Source organism: Streptomyces sp. NBC_01410 (assembly GCF_045040195.1).
In the GTDB taxonomy this organism is placed as follows: Bacteria; Actinomycetota; Actinomycetes; order Streptomycetales; family Streptomycetaceae; genus Streptomyces.
The window spans coordinates 7,781,307-7,797,405 of record NZ_CP109530.1; the positions used below are offsets into that span (position 1 = coordinate 7,781,307).

Below are 16,099 nucleotides of genomic sequence, written 5' to 3' on the forward strand. Positions count from 1 at the left end.
GTTCAGTCGTGTTGTGCCTTCTCGATCTCGGCATGGATTTCGGGGCTCTTCGCCTGCAGGTGGCGCATGATGGTGTCCATCTGTGTGCCGACGTTGACGAAAGCCGTCGTCCTGCCCTGGAACATCACGTCCTCCACCCGCCGCGTGCCCCGGTGGAGTGCCACCACCTTCCAGTCGTCGGTGAACACGGGCGATCCGGAGGAGCCGCCTCGGGTGTCGGTGAAGTAGCGCACGTCGCTCCCGTCGGCCGCGTAGACGAGGTTGTTGCGCAGCGCGACCCGCTTCGGCTGTCCGCCCGGGTGCTGAATGATGTTGACGGCCACGACGTCGCCCTTGGCGACCGACAGCGGTTGCTCCGCCAGCTTCAGCGACGGCCGGGAGGGCTCGGCGCTCAGCCGTACGATCGCGTAGTCGAGTTCCGGGTCCGCGGCGACGAGTTCGCTGACGGTGGCCTCCTCGGTCTCCACGTCGTCCGTGTCGTAGTCGAAGCGCGCCCGCGCGTGTTGTGCCTGCAGGCGCAGGTCTTCGGCATCGGCCCGGGGCCGTCCGGAGCCGGTGCCGGACCGGGCGTTGACCACATGGTGGTTGGTGATGAGGAGGTCCGGGGCGATGAGCCATCCCGTGCCGGAGTGCGGGAAACCGTTGGGCTGTAGCGGGGCCCCTCCCTGAAAGGGGGGAACCTTGATACGCGCGACCGCCGTGCCCGCCAGGTCGCCGCCCCGCAGGAAGTCGAAGGGGACCGTGTCGTCGCGGTGGACGATCTCCTCCTTGATCTCCCGGATGTCCGGGGCGGGCATGCCCGCCATGATGTCCGGCTCGCCTCCCGCGCTGCGCGCCACATCGTCCAGGGTGCGCTGCAGGAGGGCGAGCGGTTCGGCTTCGGTCGTCTGGGCGATGGCGTTGCGGAGCCAGATCTCCAGCGGTACGGAACCGTCGACGAGCCGCTCGACACGGTTCATCTCGTTGAGGTCCGAGTGCAGTTGCCGCCCGGGCGCCGGAAGCATCGGCAGCGTGCCCCGGTACTTGGGCATGATCCCGTCGAACAGCAGCGGCCGGACCATCGGGTCGGCCAGCCCGGTCTCCAGGGCGGCGTCGCGCACCTGGACGATCTCGTCCGCCGAGAGATATGCGTTCATGACCGACCAGGCCGCGGGGGGCCGTTCCCTTCGCTCGCGTTGTTCCGCTCCGCCGTGCGGTCCGTGGAACTCGGCGGAAGCCCGGTCGCGCCCACCTCCATGGCGGCGGCCACCCCGGCCACGATCTCACCGCTCGCGTCGGGCAGGGCCAGCAGTCGCTGGGTGAGTGTGTCGAGGGTGCCGCGGTCGCGTGCCAGGCGCAGGATTTCGGTGGTGCTGGTGGGGCCGGTCCCCGCGTGCGGCTCGTCCGGGTCCGCGGCATCGCCGAGGATGTCCATCAGCGCACCGAGCAGTCGTGGCTGGCGGGCGGCCGCACGGCGCATGGCCGCCCCAAGGGTCTCCAGCGCCTCGTCGTCCCCGGGCAACCCGACGACGTCCAGCGCGTGTTCGAGCGCGTTGGGGTCCTGCGGGTAGATCTGCGAGGCGACGGCGCGTACGAGTGCGGGCTGGTCGGCGAGTACGGCGTCGGGCAGGCGCCGCAGCCCCTCGGAGAGCCGGCTGTCGGCTTCCCGATCGGGGACGTCGGCACCCGCGGCGAGCCGGGCCCGGGCCAGCAGCGCTCCCATCGCTTCGAGATCCTGCCCGAGGTCCACCGCGATGTCCTCCGCCGCCCGCAGGTCGCCGCCCGCGCTCTCCACGTCGCCCGCCTCCTCCGCGAGGCGGGCGGACAGCAGGAGCAGTTCCAGTTGTCTCTCGGCGCATCCCGCGCCGGCCGTGGCGCTGACGGCCTGCGAGACCGTCCCCCGAGCCTCCGCCCCCCGTCCGAGTCTGCTCAGTGTCTCGGCCAGCAGGGAGTGCAGGGGGCTGCACGGTGTCCACGGCCGGCGTTCGCCGAGCCGGACGAGCGCCGCCTCGGGGAAGCCCTGCGCCAGCAGGTCCTCGACCTCACGAGCGGCGATCCGCTCCCAGTCCTCCTGGTCGGCGCCCTCGAGGACATGGTCGGAGGCTCCGCCTCCGAGCCTGGCCGTGAGCAGGCCCGCGGACCTGGGGGTCATGTCCTGCTGCGCCCCGACGAGGAAACGCTCGACGCCGGGCAGCCACCGCTCCTCCACCGAACGCGGGTTCTCTTCGAGGCGCAGCCGGTGATAGATCTCCTCGGCGCGCGCCTCCAGGCCCTCGCGTGCGGCGTAGTACGCGACGGCCCGCCGCTCGATCGTCCGCATCACGTCGGTGCGGTCACTGCCCGGCAGGCGCAGCATGATGGCGCGGACATCGCCGCGGTGCCGTACGGCACCGGGGCCGGCCGGTTCGACGAGGTCGAGGCGCGAGAGTTCGTCGAAGAGGAGCTGGGCGTCGTCGAGGCTCTCCACGGGCAGTCCGCAGGGCTCGGCCAGGACATCCTTGATGATCTCGGGAGTGATGATCCGGAGCACCAGGCCCGGATGGGCGAGACGGCGTACGTCCTGGTTCGCGATGTGGTTGAGGATGCGGTCGTACAGGATGCCCTGGATGAGCATCCGGTCGATGCGGCGGGTGAACTGCCGGCGCCGGGCGGGCATGCTGCTGATCAGGTCGCCCATCGACTCGGCTTCGCCTCCCGCGAGGGTGACGGCCCGGGCGGCGAGTTTCAGGCTGAGGGGGTGACCGCCCACACGGTCGGCCCACATCCCCGCCATCTCCCGGTCCGTGACTCCGCAGGCCGTCAGAAGGCTGATGGCGGCCTCCCGGTCGAGTTCGTGGAGTTCGATGTCCTGCGGTGTCACGGTCCGTGCCGGATGGTCGACGGGCGCACGCCCGGAGACGACGACACGCAGCCCCGGATAGACGCTCTGGAACGTGACGCACATACGCCAGAGCCTGCCCATCACGGGTGAACCCCGGTACTGGGCTTCCTCGAACGAGTCGATGACGAGGACGAAGGGCGGGTTCTTCTGGCCCGCCGCCTCCACCACCCGGATCAGCAGGTCCGCGGTACGCCGGATGAGGTCGGTATCGCGTTCTGTGGCCTGGAGCTGGAACTCCTGGGACGAACTGCGGCCCAGGACAGTCCTGGTGGTGGCGAGTTCGTGCAGCTGCGTCACCCGGTCCTGTCCCTCCCGCTGACCGCGTGCCGTCTGCTGACACTCGTACGCCAGTGCCTCCAGCTCGTCACGGTGAGCGGGGTACTGGATGCCGAGCTGCCGCGCGGACTCGGCGATGAGCGTGACCGGTTCGTGGATCGAGAGTGTGGGCCGCTCGAAGTCGATGTACGCGAAGGGGAAGCTGCTCTCGCGTTCGTGGATGCTGTCGAGGAGGAACTTGGCGAGCAGGGTGCTCTTGCCCATGCCGCCGGGTCCATGGATGACCAGTGGGGGGACGGGCGTGGCGGAGTCGGACGCTGTGCCGACGTAGTCGCGCAGTTCGTCGAGTTCGCGGCTCCGCCCCTGAAACGGTTGCTGCACGAGGCGTTCGAGGGGCTGCAGGAGCCGGGCGCGCTCCAGTGTGCGCTGGAGTTCACCGATGTCGGGCAGCCCGGTCATGCCCGGCACGCGCGACAGCCACAGCACGGCCTGGAGCGTGTCGGCCAGTTCGGTCGCGTTCTCTTCGGCCGGCTGGTGCGGGCTGCCCGACAGATAGGTAAGGCAAATGCGTTCCGGCCCGGGCTGGTCCTCGAACTGGTCGAGATTGCACTCCAGCGCGCGCCGCGCGGTCTCCGGACCGGCGAGAGAACGCAGCGCCCGATCGCGGGCATCGGCCTTGAGGGTCCATACGGCTCGTGCCTTCATGCCCATGCCCATGGTCGTGCAGTCGTCGAGCAGTTCGAGGACCGCGTCGCCGGTGGCGTGATCCTCGCCGGGCAGCCGGAGCAGCATGGGGTCGAAGCGGGTGAGCAGGCAGGCGGCCTCCCGATAGGTCGCGCGGGAGTCCGGGACGGCCCGGGAACCGTCCTCGCCTGCGCTGAGTTCCTGGCGCAGGCGGGCAGCGAAGACCTTCCCCGCCTCAGAGGGCCCGGTAGACACGGATCGCCCCCTCTGCCGCCGTACAGATTCTCCTCATGTAGCTCTCGGTGCCGGTGCGCGTTTCCGCGGCCCGCAGGACCTCCTGGACGGCCACGTCCACGAGTTCGGTGATCGTGGCCTCGTCGGGCGGTCCGCCGCCGAGGAAACCGGGAGGGGACTCGTGGAAGTACTGGTCGAAGAACCTGCGCAGATCGGCGGGTTCGGCGGCCCGGGCGGTGTCCCAGCACATGCTTCCCCGCAGGTCGTAAGGGAGTTGGCGCATCGAGGGCCCGTAGCCGAGGAGGACCAGACGGGGTGCCTGGTCGCCTCGTACGGCCGCGTGCTCGTAGATGGCGAGGGCCAGTTGCCCGATGAAGTCCCACACGTCGGAGCTGGGGTCGAGCTTGTCGCACTCGTCCAGGACCAGCCAGAAGCGGTCCTCGACGGCGGTCGCCCGGCCGACGACCCAGTGCACGGCATCGTCGATCGACGGCAGTTGGTCGTTGAGCTCCGTGGGATTCAGCGGTGAGACTCCCGCGCGCGGGTCGGCGACGAATTCCGCGAGCCGGCGGACCACCTTGTCCGCGGTGGACGTGTGCGACAGGGTCACCCGGGCCGGCCGGAATCCGTAGTGCTGCCCGATATGGCGGATGAGGTTGTACGTGTAGGACCTTCCGCTGTCCGGATCGCCGTCGACCAGCAGCACGGATTTCTCCGGGTCGTCGACGAACTGACGCAGTGTCTCGCGCAGGTTCTGCCGGTCGATGAAGACCTCGGTGCCGTTCTTGAGGACGCAGGTACGGAAATTGTCCTGCGAGGCGTGGACGCGGTAGTCCTCGCGCAGCCGGTCCTGGAATTCCAGAGCCTTGGAGACTTCCGGAAGGACGCTGAGTCTGTCGACTGCGGCGACGACCTCAACGAGCTTGAGCTGCTCCTGGATGTCTTTGCGTGACGCTTGAACCAGTGCGCGGGCATTCTCCGCGCTGACCGCCGTCAGCGGCAGAGCGGCGACGAATTCCGGGGCGAAACCGTACTGGACGAGCTGAGTGTGGGGGTCGGTGGTGTCGAGAAGATACTCCCGTACCCACATGGTCACGAGGTCCCATTCCGTGTCGGCCAACGGCATGCCACACCTGCCCAGCCGCCCCTTCGGAGCATGAGACGGACGATCTCCTAGTTGTCATGCTTCCACCCGGTATGTGCTCACGCAAGGCGGCTGAACATGCGCTGGAACGGCTCCCTGATCTGCGGATTTCCCAGGTACTCGGAGATGCCGTGATGGTTCCTGCTGTCGTTGGTGACCAGCAGATCGGTCACTTTTTCAACCGGTGCGTACTCGGGCCGGAGCGTGTGGTCGAGGGCCACGAGATCGCGCAGATCCGAGGCGTTGCGCCAGGCCCGCACGCCGGACGGAACCGCGGGCGGTTTCGCCAGATGGTCCTGCACCTCCGTGATTGCCAGTGGCGACCCCAGGGTGACGAAGAGCTCGACGTCCCGTTCCTCATTGGCCAGTACTTCGTAGGCGACGATGGACCCCAGGCTGTGCCCGACGACCGCCAGCGGGGCGCCGTCCAGGCCCTCCAGCGCCTCCTTGACCACGTCGCGGATCGCCGGTCCCGCCCCGCCGAAGAAATAGGCGTGGACATCGTGGTAGGTGTGCTTGACGAGCTGCCGGAACACCGCTTTGCGGGCTGCGCGCGGCAACGGCAGTGCTTCGAGGGGCAGTTGCGTACCCTGCCCGTTCTCCTCCGTCTCGGCGAGCGTGTCTCCGAGATACGTCATCTCCAGCAGCCACTCGCTGAGTGCGCTCTTCATCCGGCCCGTACCGGGCACCGACTCCGGCGTGATCCCGCTCGCGTCGAACCGCGCTTCGTCGAGGGTTCTCGCCACGAATTCCTCCGGCGCCTCGAACTCCGCCGGCGCGCCTCTCCCCTCGGTCTCCAGAGGCACGCCGTCGACCGGTCCACCCTGAAGCGGGTCGGGCCGGTGGTCGGGCAGAGGCTTGTCGTACCGGAGTGAAGCCCAGTACGCCATGCGCGAGGAATCGCCCATGTCCCTGCCGAAGAGAGCCGTGTCCCACTGAGACTTGAGCAGTTCGGGACGGACCTTGTTCCCATTGCCGTGGACGTAGATGAGCCTGGGTTGCATTGCGCCTCCCGACACGGCACGGACGCCCGTCACTTGGACGTCGGTCGTTTTCAGTATTGGCCTGCGGTGATGTGTCCGCCATTCGGGCGCCCGCCCGCCGGAAAAGGGTTCAGACACCGAAGGGCCACGGAACTCATCCAGACGACGCATGTCACCCAGGCACAAGGAGTTCTTCTCATGGCCACTGGCCTCTCCCTCCACGTCGGACTCAACAAGGTCGACCCAGGGCAATACGGCGGCTGGGACGGTGAGCTCGTCGCCTGCGAGAACGACGCCAACGACATGGCCCGTCTGGCCCGCGAGGCAGGCTTCGACGACACGACCCTGCTCACCCCCGACGGCACCGTCGAGAACGTCACCGCCGAACTGCGCAAGGCGGCCGGCAGGCTCAAGAGCGGGGACATCCTGATGTTCACGTACTCGGGTCACGGCGGTCAGGTGCCGAACACCGTCGGGTCCGACGACGAGCTGGACGACTTCGACGAAACCCTCGTCCTCTACGACCGCGAATTCCTCGACGACGAGCTCTACCGGGAGTTCGCCCGCTTCGACGAGGGGGTAAGGATCCTCGCTCTCCTCGACTCCTGCCACAGCGGGACCGGCATCGAGGTGAGGGAAGTCCTCAGCCCCAAGGCCATGAAGGAGCAGTTCCAGACCAGCGACCCCAACCGGATCGAGAACACCTCACGGCTCATGCCGGTCGCCAAGCAGTACGAGATCTACCAGCGGGACAAGGAGTTCTTCCAGGAGATCCAGCGCGCGCTGGGCACCGGGAACGGTGGCGAGGAGAAGGTGAACGCGCTGCTCATCTCCGGCTGCCAGGACAACCAGCTCTCCTCGGACGGCCCCGTCAACGGCAAGTTCACCGGCACGCTGCTGGAGGTCTGGGACGGCGGGACGTTCCGCGGCGGGTACCGCGCCTTCCACCGCGACATCGTGCGGAACATGCCGGCCACGCAGAGCCCGAACTTCTACGTGACCGGCCGTCCCAGGGACGCGTTCCTGGAGCAGCGCCCCTTCACGGTCTAGAAGGTCTGCTCCTCAACCGCCGTCGGGCCAGGCACCGGCGAAGTCGATCTCCTCGGCCCACTCCGGGTGGTCGATGAGCGGATTGCGATTGCCTTGTATCTCGGCTATCGCCGCATTGCGGTGCCGCTCGTACTCGCTCACCGCGTCGGCGGCGTGCCAGGACAGCAGAAGGTCCAGGCGCTCGCGTTGGAGCTCGCGCGCCTCGTCCCCGATGAATCCGGGATAGCGCAACAGGAAGTACATCGTCGCGCGGGCGACCGGACCCTTGCCGGCCGACGGCTCGAATTTGAGCGGTTCGCGGCGCCCGCAGGAGTGCCGTACGACTTCCTCGCTCTCAGCGAAGTCGAAGTACGGAATGTTCCCGCGGAAGCTGTTGCACGCCGACTCGCAGGCGAAGAGGTGATGCAGGTCCCCGCGCATGGGCTCCTTCTTGGCGAACCACGACTGGGGCACGACATGCTCGCAGTTGAACGGCAGTGCCGCCTCCAGCGCGTCGAACTCGGCCTCCAGCGCGCCAGGGCCGGGCGCACTCTCGTGCAGCAGGAACTCCTGCCAGCGTCCGATCCGGGCGGCCTCCACCGCGGCGTCGGCCTCTATCAGCTCTTCGGGAGTGAAGTCCTTGCCCGAGTAGATGCTGCGCAACTGCTCGTCCGGGTGCAGGTCGACCCACGGGTAGAGCATGCGCATCGGCTTGTACGCCGGCCGGTTCTCGTGTGTCGTCTCGAGCAGTTCGGTGAGCGCGCGGCGAAGAGCGGCGGGGCTTCCGGTGCGGATGTCCGCGTAGTAGGCGTCCCGCGCGGTACGGTCCGCGGCCGCGTCGTAGTACGGACGCGCCCTGGCGGCCGCGAGATTGACCAGCGCGGCGGCCAGGTCGTTCTCGGCGGGCGACTGACCGTCGATGTGTCCGACGGCGATGCCCGGAAGGCCCGGGAGGCCGGCAAGGCCCGTCAGGCCCGGGATGGCCGTGGCCGGAACGGATGCCGGAGCCGCGGCCGTGGTGTCGGCCTGCGCCTGGAACGTGGCGGGGTCCACGCTGAGTGTGATGTTCAGCGGGACGCTCAGACGTACCGTCCCTCCGGGCACCGGCTGCTGCACGGCCCCGTCCGGCACAAGGCCGGTGAGGCTCTGATGCCCGACGCCGTTCGTCCGGCCCGGCGGCGGTGGCGACACCTCCACCGAGTGCAGGGCGGCTCCGGCGGCGAATATCTCCTCACGGAGCGCTGCGGCGGGACCGGACATCGGGACCTGCCGGAGCGCGCCGAGTACGCGGCTGATCCGTACGCCCTCATTGGCCTTCCAGTCGAGCCGCTGCTCACCCATACTCGGCTCCCAGACGGAGCCGTCGACGGCAAGAGGTTTGCCGTGCTCGTCGGTGCGCGGAACACCGGCGTGATGCAGGGCCACGACCTCCCACTGGTCGTTGAAGACCGGGGACCCCGACGAGCCGGGGGCCGTGTCGGTCTCGTAGTGCACGAACTCATCCAGCAGGTCGACGACCTTGTTCTCGCGCAGCGCGAGCTGTTTGGGCTCGCCGTTGGGGTGCTGGATGATGTTGACGATCTCGCCGAGGATGACCTTGCCTTCGGCCTCCTTGAGAGGAAGCCGGCCGAACGGCGCGAGCGGCTGTCCGTCCTGGGAGCGCTGGGCCACGGCGACGATGCTGAAGTCGAGGGCCTGGTCGGTGACGAAGAACGTCTGCGGCTCCAGCCGGAACACCACGGGCAGCAGTGGCTGTCCGTCCAGTCCGGCCTGGAAGTTGAATTCGATGACTCCGCTGCCGGCTTCGTCCGCCGTGCGCAGCACATGATTGTTCGTCATCAGGAGGGTGGGGGAGATGAGGAATCCGGTGCCGTGATGGCCTCCGCCCCCTGACCGGACCGTCACGCGCCCGATCGAGCGCGCCGCTATGAAGCCCGCTTCGAGGAAACCGACTCCGATGAGGTCGTTGCGCCCCATGAGGCGTTCAAGACCCAGCACATCGGCACCGAAGGAGTCGGGCGCCAGCTCCAGACTGCTGCCCGTGGTGGCTGCCGTAGGTGTCTGCTCGATCGCGGTCGCCAGCGCACGATCGGCGCCCAGGCGTGCCAGCCTCTTCTCCACGCGCTCCGGGGCGTCGGCGTACAGGATGCCGCGCCGGTCGAGGACGCGCAGGTTACGGGCCCGCTCCGCGGCGCGCATCTCGTAGCGGTCGCGAGCCTGCTTCATTTGTGAGAGATATTCGGAATCGGCATGCGACAACTGCTGCACTGTCATATCGGCCCGCCTCCCGGCCATCGTCCGAACATGGATTTGCTGCCTGTCGCCCCTCCTTCATTATGAACACGGATTGTCGATCGGTGCTCACTCGAACGGCTCAGTGGTTGCCCCTTCAATACTGGACCGCTGGATTATTGCGAATTGAATTTGATTTGCTTGGACGGGAACCTGTCGAGCACCCCAATGGCCCGGCTCCTATGCTCGAAAGGGAAACGGCTCGAAGGAGTAAACGATCGAGTGGCATTCAGCCGAGGAGAGGCCATGTGCACTTACCGGACCTACCACGCGGTTGCCCATCCCGCCCGCGCGCAGGAACTCGCCGACGTCACCTCACCGTTCACGATCGACGTGCAGTTCCTCGGAGGGCTGACGGACGCTCAGGAGCAGGCCTTCGAGCGGGCGGCCGACCGCTGGGCGCGCGTCATCATCGGCGATCTGCCCACGGTCATTCTCGGCGGCGAGGTGATCGACGACCTTCTGATACTCGCTCAGGGAGTGCCGATAGACGGCACCGGCAGAATTCTGGGACAGGCGGGCCCGACACATGTGCGCTCCGCATCGGCCGCCGTCGGCGCGCTGTTGCCGGTCAAGGGAATCATGTCCTTCGACACGGCCGACCTGGTACGCATGGAGGACGACGGGACTCTGCTCGACGTCATCACCCATGAAATGGGACATGTGCTGGGAGTTGGCACGGTGTGGGAGGACAAAAGCCTCCTCAAGGACCCCCGGTCGCCCAATCCGAATTTCGTCGGAGCCGCCGCCATGGAGGAACTCGGCACGCTCATGGGCGCCGGCGGACCGGTGCCGGTACCGGTGGAGGCCACGGGCGGTCCGGGCACCGCGGACAGTCACTGGCGGGAGACCGTCTTTCACAACGAGCTCATGTCCGGCTTCGTCGGCTCGCCCGGGAATCCTCTCAGCCGTCTGACGGTCGCGAGCCTGCAGGACCTCGGCTACCAGGTCGACCTCGATGCCGCCGAACCGTACGAGCTTCCCGATCTGTTCGAACTCGCCCGCGCCGGCGAACTCGTGACGCACAGCGCGCCGACGGACCGCGGCATGATGCTGCCGGTCATCCCGGTCGTGCTGCCCGCGGAAAGTTCTGGCCGCCCCTCCGCGTGACGCTCACCGCCGGCAGGTCCTAGGCCGTGTCTGACAAATCTCGCCTGGCGCGCGACGCCCGGCACGCCCACTCGCTGCGTTGTCGGAGTCATCCAAGTACGTCCAGTACGAGGATGATCCTCCGCCTTGCGATTGCACGCACCGGACGCCGCGCACCCGCCCTGCGGGCGGACGGCGCTATTTGTCAGACACGGCCCAGCGCCGCCGCGGCAGCCGGACCGAGAAGCAGGCCCCGCCCTCGGGACCGTGCCCCTGAGCGGTCACCGAACCGCCGAGGCGCTGGGTGAGCCGGTGCACGATGGCCAGGCCCAGGCCCGTGCCGGACGGCCGGATCCCCTGGTAGCGGGCGTGCAGAGCGCCCCGCTGGAAGGCGACCTCGGCATCCTCCGGCGCGAGCCCCGGCCCGCCGTCGCGCACCTGGAGCAGCGCTCCCTCGCCGTCCGGGGCGAGAGCCAGCACCAGCGGCGCTCGCTCCGGGGTCACCCGCAGTGCGTTCTCCGCCAGTTGGTCGATGATCTGCCGGACCCGCTCGCCGTCGGTGTCCACGGTCAGCGGTGCGCCGGGGCGCTCCAGGCGGAACTCCACGCCATGGCGTGCGCAGCGGCTCTCCCAGACCGTGCCCGCCTTCGCCACCAGCGCGTCCAGGTCCACCGGACGGGTCTCGACCCGGAAGTCGTCGGTCTCCAGATGGGCGAGATCCAGCAGATCCTGTACGAAGCGTTCCAGACGCCGGGTCTCGCTGAGCAGCGTCTCGCCGACCTCCGGCAGGTCGTCGGCCCCGACCACACCGTCGGCCAGCGCCTCCGCGTAACCGCGGGTCGCGGTCAGCGGCGTGCGCAACTCGTGCGAGACGGACAGCAGGAACTCCCGCTGCCGGTTCTCACTGCGCGCCAACGCCTCGTCCAGAACGCTCAACGCGCCCGTCAGATCGGCGAGTTCACGCGGCCCGCCCGGCGCCGCACGCAGACCGCGCTCACCCTCGGCGAGCCGCCGTGCCGTCGTCGCCGCCGTGGTCAGCGGCCGCGACAGGCGACGGGCCAGCAGCAGTCCCGCTAGCCCGGCACCTGCCAGACCCACCGCCAGCGGCAGGATCAGCGCCCCGCGCATACGGGAGATGCTGTTGTGCACGACCGTGTAGGGCTGGGTGAGGACGACAGCGGTGTTCCCGTTCCCGGGGCGGCCCTCCACCAGGACGTGTTCGCCGTCGAGTTGGGCGTCGGTGGATACGGACTCGCCGTCGAGGAGTGCCGTGCGGGTCCGGGCGTCCACAGCCGCGGCAGCCGGTCCGGAGGCGTCACCTGCCGGGCCGACGACGGCGAGCCGCACCCCGTTCGATCCGGCGAGCCGCTGTTCGCGGTCGAGCAGCAGCTGGGAGAAGACGGGGGTGCGGCTCAGCACCTCCGCCTGCCGCCCCAGTTGGTCGCGCTGCTGCGCCTCGGCGCCGTCCCGGATCATGTACCAGGCGACCGCGCCCGTCAGCACTACGGCGAGCAGGGCGACCGCGGTGGTCACCAGGGTGATGCCGCGGGTGATGGGTCCCGGCCGGCTCCTCACGAGGCGGGCTCCGCCGCGCTGTAGCCCACGCCCCGCACGGTACGGATCGGACTCGCGTCGCCGAGTTTGGCGCGCAACTGCGCGATGTGGACGTCCACGGTCCTGCTGCCCCGGTAGTCCGCCTGCCCCCACACCTGGGCGAGCAGCTGTTCTCGGGGGAAGACCCGCCCGGGGTGACGCAGGAGATGGGTCAGGAGATCGAATTCCGTTGCGGTCAGCTCCACGGGGCGGCCGTCCGCCTCCGTCGTGCGGCGCACCGGATCGACCGTGACCCGGCCCACTCGCCGCCTGGCCCCATCCGGCGGACCGGCCGCCCGGCGCAGCACCGTCTTGACCCGTGCGACCAGCTCCCGTGGCGAGAACGGCTTGGTGATGTAGTCGTCCGCACCCAGCTCCAGACCGAGCACCCGGTCCGTCTCGTCGTCGCGCGCCGTGACCAGCAGGACCGGCGTCCAGTCCCCGTCCTCGCGCAGCGTGCGGCACACCTCCACCCCGTCGAGACCCGGCAGGGCGATGTCCAGAACGATCGCGACGGGACACAGCCGCCGCGCCGCCGCGAGCCCGGCGCGCCCGTCGGCCTCGACATGCACGCCGAAGCCCTCGCGGGAGAGATACAGCCGTTGCAGATCCGCGATGTGCCGCTCGTCCTCGACGATCAGGACGAGGCCCTTGCTGTCCGGCATGTCCCACTCCTCGCCCTCGTACGGATCTTCGATGCTAGGCCCTGTCCGGCCGATCTTGCCGGGCTCGCGTGCCCTGGCACGCACTCCCCCGTAGCCCTTCGGGCACGGGAGGTGCCCCCATGCCGCGTTGCGTCAGTCGCCGACGCTCCGCGTCGGCTCCTTCCTCCGCCTTGCGATCGCACGCACCAGCCCCCGCTCACTGATCCGGCCTGATCGACCGGACAGGACCCAGCCCGGCGCCAGGTGCCGCAGGGCCTCGGCCGCCGCGCTCTGACATTCCTCGAACATTCCGCTGATCCGTCGCTCACCTGCGCGTTCCAGGATCACGCCATGACTGCTTCCGCACCCGACACCGTGTGCCCCGCCCCGCCAGGGACTCCGCCGCCACCAGGGGCCCTGCACCGATTCGGCCGGTGGTGCGCCCGGCGCGCCCGCCGGGTGATCGTGGCCTGGCTCCTCGTCCTGGTCGCCGCCTTCGCCGCGGACCGGGCCTGGGGCGGCGCCTACGAGGACGAGTTCTCGCTGCCCGGCACCACCGCCCAGGAGGGCGCAGACCTGTTGCGTGAGCACGGCTCCGACCTGGAAGGCGTGGGCGCGCAGATCGTGCTCCGGGCCGACGGCCCGCTCGCGGCGCACCGGGCGGCGATCGACGACGCGATGGGTGAACTCGCCAACCTGCCCGATGTGTTGACGGTTGCCGGCCCGCTCGGCACACCGGGTGCCCTCTCCACGGACGGCACGATCGGCTACGCCACCGTCCGCTTCGCCGAGAACCCGGCGACCTTCGACCGGTCCTACGTCGACGCGGTCGACACGGCGGTCGCGGAGCTGCGGGCCGACGACGTGACCGTCGAGTACGGCGGCACGCTCGGCCAGCTCGCCCGGCCCGAGGCGGCACACGGCCTGTCCGAGGTCATCGGCCTTGCGACAGCCGTGATCGTGCTGCTGATCGGGTTCGGCAGCACCGCCGCGGCGGGACTGCCGCTCGTCACCGCGGTCGTCGGCCTGCTCGGCGGCCTGTCCGTCCTCGGCCTGATCGCCGCCGCCTTCACCTTCGGCTCCGCCGCGCCCACCCTCGCGACCATGATGGGCCTGGGCGTGGGCCTCGACTACGCGCTCTTCCTGACCACCCGCCACCGCGGGCTCCTCGCCTCGGGAGTCCCGCCCGAGGAGGCCGCCGGCCGCACGCTCGCCACCAGCGGCCGGGCCGTCCTGGTCGCCGCCGCCACGGTCGCCATGGCCCTCGCGGGCCTGTACGCCTCGGGTGTCGCGTTCATCGGCACGCTCGGCCTCGCGGCAGCGATCACCGTGCTGGTCGCCGCGCTCGCCTCGCTGACCCTGACACCCGCCCTGCTCGGCCTCCTCGGGCGCCGTATCGACCGCTGGTCCGTACGCCGCCCGGTGGCCGAGTCCGAGGGCGCCGACGACACCTGGCGGCGCTGGGCAGCGACGGTAGGCCGCCGTCCGTGGCTCTTCCTCACCGCGGGCCTGCTGATCCTCGGCGTCCTCAGCGTGCCGCTCGCCTCGATGCGGATCGGCCACATCGACGCGGGCGCCAGCCCGGCCGGCTACACCGAGCGCCAGGCGTACGACCTGATCTCGGACGGGTTCGGGCCCGGCACGAACGGTCCGCTCACTGTCGTCGTCGCACCGGCCGGGAGCGGTAAGGACACGGACCGGGTCGCGGCCGACGTCCGCGAGTCCCTGCAGCGGACCCCCGGCGTCGCCTCCGTCACCCGGCCCGCATACACGCCGGACCGGGCCCTGCTCACGGCCACCGTCGTCCCCCACCACGGCCCGCAGGACGAGTCGACCACCCAACTCGTGCACAGGCTCGAGGACGAGGTGCTGCCCAAGACCCTCGACGGCACCGGCTCACGGGCGTACGTCACCGGCACCACCGCCGTCCATGTCGCCTTCCGCGACGTGCTGGTGGAGCGACTGCCGTGGATCGTGGCGGTCGTCGTCGGTGCCGCCTTCCTGCTGCTGCTCTGTGTGTTCCGCAGCCTGCTCGTCGCGGTGAAGGCGGCCCTGCTGAATCTGCTGTCGATCAGCGCGGCCTACGGGGTCGTCGTCGCGGTCTTCCAATGGGGCTGGGGCGGGCGGCTGTTCGGCGTCACGGAATCCGTGCCCGTGGAGTCGTACGTCCCCATGATGATGTTCGCCATCGTCTTCGGGCTCTCGATGGACTACGAGGTCTTCCTGCTGGCGCGGATTCGCGAGACATGGCTGGAGACCGGCGACAACCACGAAAGCGTGGCCGGGGGACTGGCCGCCACCGCCCGCGTCATCAGCTGCGCGGCGATCGTGATGACCAGCGTGTTCCTCGCCTTCCTGCTCTCCACCAATGTGGTGATCAAGATGCTCGCGCTCGGGCTCGGCGTGAGCGTGGTCATCGACGCGACGGTGGTGCGGCTGCTGCTGGTGCCCGCCACCATGTACCTGTTCGGCAGGGCCAACTGGTGGCTGCCACGGTGGCTGGACCGGCTGCTGCCACGCCTCGATCCGGAGGGGACGACAGTACGGTCCGGGCAGGAGAGCCGCGCATGAGGCGCCGGACCTGGATCGCCCTGGCCGTGGCCGGAGTTCTCGTAGCGGTGCCGGTGTGCGGCGAACTGCTCGCACGCTCCGTCATCCAGGGCCGCATCGAGGAGGCGGCGGCGCGGGCTCTGGGCGGAGAGATCGACATCGACCTCGCGGCCCGCCCGGCGCTCCTCCAACTCGGCGACAAGCACCTGCCGTTCGTCGAGATGGACGGTGACCATGTGCGCCTCGGCCGCGTACCGGACGCCGAACTCCACGCGCGCCTGGAAGACGTCCGCTTCACCGGCGGCGATCCCGACGCCGCCACCGTGGGCTCTGCCCGCGCGACGGTGCTGATCCCGGTGAGCGCCGTCGCGCAGATGGCGGGCAACCTCGGCGGCATGCCCGTCACCGAGGTACGAACGGACCCCGGGGCGGACACGCTCACCCTCGTCCTCGGCCGGGCCGGAATCGGCAGCGTGACGCTGCGGCCCCGGATCCGGGACGGCCGCGTCGAGACGACGATCGCGTCGGCGGACATCATGGGCAGGCCCGCCCCCGACCGGATGATCGACCGGATCAGGGACTCTTTCGCCCGCCAGGACGAGCGCCGCGACTACCCACTGGGCCTCGAAGCGACATCCGTCGAGGTCGGGGCGGACGGAATCCACCTGCGGTTGGCGTCCGGTGGCCCGTCGGTACTGCATCGGCCGGAACAGCCGTAATG

General features: G+C 69.6%; 11 protein-coding genes. 4 read left to right on the plus strand and 7 right to left on the minus strand.

Going from position 1 to position 16,099, the window contains the following annotated elements; translation table 11 throughout:
• Nucleotides 1-2 precede the first annotated feature (2 nt).
• The 4 genes from OG741_RS35345 to OG741_RS35360 form a co-directional block, all read right to left on the minus strand.
• The gene (locus OG741_RS35345) at nucleotides 3-1,136 is read right to left on the minus strand and encodes a trypsin-like peptidase domain-containing protein (RefSeq protein ID WP_405604520.1); all 1,134 of its coding nucleotides are present in this window, start codon (nucleotides 1,134-1,136) and stop codon (nucleotides 3-5) included.
• Complete coding sequence (locus OG741_RS35350; RefSeq protein WP_405604524.1) at nucleotides 1,133-4,075, minus strand: ATP-binding protein; 2,943 nt, start codon at nucleotides 4,073-4,075, stop codon at nucleotides 1,133-1,135. Before OG741_RS35350 ends, OG741_RS35345 begins: the two co-directional genes overlap by 4 nt.
• Nucleotides 4,056-5,180, minus strand: a complete 1,125-nt coding sequence (locus OG741_RS35355) for a hypothetical protein (protein ID WP_405604526.1) — start codon at nucleotides 5,178-5,180, stop codon at nucleotides 4,056-4,058. The genes OG741_RS35350 and OG741_RS35355 overlap by 20 nt, the downstream gene beginning before the upstream one ends.
• Nucleotides 5,181-5,257: 77 nt before the next feature.
• The gene (locus OG741_RS35360) at nucleotides 5,258-6,202 is read right to left on the minus strand and encodes a hypothetical protein (RefSeq protein WP_405604528.1); all 945 of its coding nucleotides are present in this window, start codon (nucleotides 6,200-6,202) and stop codon (nucleotides 5,258-5,260) included.
• Between the two features lie 177 nt (nucleotides 6,203-6,379).
• Here OG741_RS35360 and OG741_RS35365 point away from each other — a divergent pair, with 177 nt between their 5' ends.
• Nucleotides 6,380-7,231, plus strand: coding sequence for a caspase family protein (locus OG741_RS35365; protein WP_405604530.1), 852 nt, complete (start codon nucleotides 6,380-6,382; stop codon nucleotides 7,229-7,231).
• A 12-nt stretch (nucleotides 7,232-7,243) separates the two neighbouring features.
• On the opposite strand, the gene OG741_RS35370 is transcribed toward OG741_RS35365, so the two are convergent.
• Entirely contained in the window at nucleotides 7,244-9,436 is a 2,193-nt protein-coding gene (locus tag OG741_RS35370) for an endonuclease (RefSeq protein WP_405604532.1), read from the minus strand.
• A 312-nt stretch (nucleotides 9,437-9,748) separates the two neighbouring features.
• On the opposite strand from OG741_RS35370, the gene OG741_RS35375 reads away from it, so the two are divergent.
• Entirely contained in the window at nucleotides 9,749-10,612 is an 864-nt protein-coding gene (locus OG741_RS35375) for a leishmanolysin-related zinc metalloendopeptidase (RefSeq protein ID WP_405604534.1), read from the plus strand.
• A gap of 177 nt (nucleotides 10,613-10,789) precedes the next feature.
• Here OG741_RS35375 and OG741_RS35380 read toward each other — a convergent pair whose 3' ends face one another.
• The gene (locus OG741_RS35380; protein ID WP_405604536.1) at nucleotides 10,790-12,166 is read right to left on the minus strand and encodes a sensor histidine kinase; all 1,377 of its coding nucleotides are present in this window, start codon (nucleotides 12,164-12,166) and stop codon (nucleotides 10,790-10,792) included.
• Entirely contained in the window at nucleotides 12,163-12,849 is a 687-nt protein-coding gene (locus tag OG741_RS35385) for a response regulator transcription factor (protein WP_405604538.1), read from the minus strand. Before OG741_RS35385 ends, OG741_RS35380 begins: the two co-directional genes overlap by 4 nt.
• Before the next feature lie 330 nt (nucleotides 12,850-13,179).
• Between OG741_RS35385 and OG741_RS35390 the strand changes: the two genes are divergently transcribed.
• Both OG741_RS35390 and OG741_RS35395 read left to right on the plus strand, forming a co-directional pair.
• Nucleotides 13,180-15,399: an MMPL family transporter gene (locus tag OG741_RS35390; protein ID WP_405604540.1), complete on the plus strand. Its 2,220-nt coding sequence runs from the start codon at nucleotides 13,180-13,182 to the stop codon at nucleotides 15,397-15,399.
• Nucleotides 15,396-16,097, plus strand: a complete 702-nt coding sequence (locus OG741_RS35395) for a DUF2993 domain-containing protein (RefSeq protein WP_405604542.1) — start codon at nucleotides 15,396-15,398, stop codon at nucleotides 16,095-16,097. The genes OG741_RS35390 and OG741_RS35395 overlap by 4 nt, the downstream gene beginning before the upstream one ends.
• Nucleotides 16,098-16,099 lie beyond the last annotated feature (2 nt).

Bases quoted from the DNA above. Each gene is read 5' to 3' on its own strand.
- OG741_RS35345 (WP_405604520.1), bottom strand. From the start codon at position 1,136: ATGAACGCATATCTCTCGGCGGACGAGATCGTCCAGGTGCGCGACGCC.
- OG741_RS35355 (WP_405604526.1), bottom strand. From the start codon at position 5,180: ATGCCGTTGGCCGACACGGAATGGGACCTCGTGACCATGTGGGTACGG.
- OG741_RS35360 (WP_405604528.1), bottom strand. From the start codon at position 6,202: ATGCAACCCAGGCTCATCTACGTCCACGGCAATGGGAACAAGGTCCGT.
- OG741_RS35365 (WP_405604530.1), top strand. From the start codon at position 6,380: ATGGCCACTGGCCTCTCCCTCCACGTCGGACTCAACAAGGTCGACCCA.
- OG741_RS35370 (WP_405604532.1), bottom strand. From the start codon at position 9,436: ATGAAGCAGGCTCGCGACCGCTACGAGATGCGCGCCGCGGAGCGGGCC.
- OG741_RS35375 (WP_405604534.1), top strand. From the start codon at position 9,749: ATGTGCACTTACCGGACCTACCACGCGGTTGCCCATCCCGCCCGCGCG.
- OG741_RS35385 (WP_405604538.1), bottom strand. From the start codon at position 12,849: ATGCCGGACAGCAAGGGCCTCGTCCTGATCGTCGAGGACGAGCGGCAC.
- OG741_RS35390 (WP_405604540.1), top strand. From the start codon at position 13,180: ATGACTGCTTCCGCACCCGACACCGTGTGCCCCGCCCCGCCAGGGACT.
- OG741_RS35395 (WP_405604542.1), top strand. From the start codon at position 15,396: ATGAGGCGCCGGACCTGGATCGCCCTGGCCGTGGCCGGAGTTCTCGTA.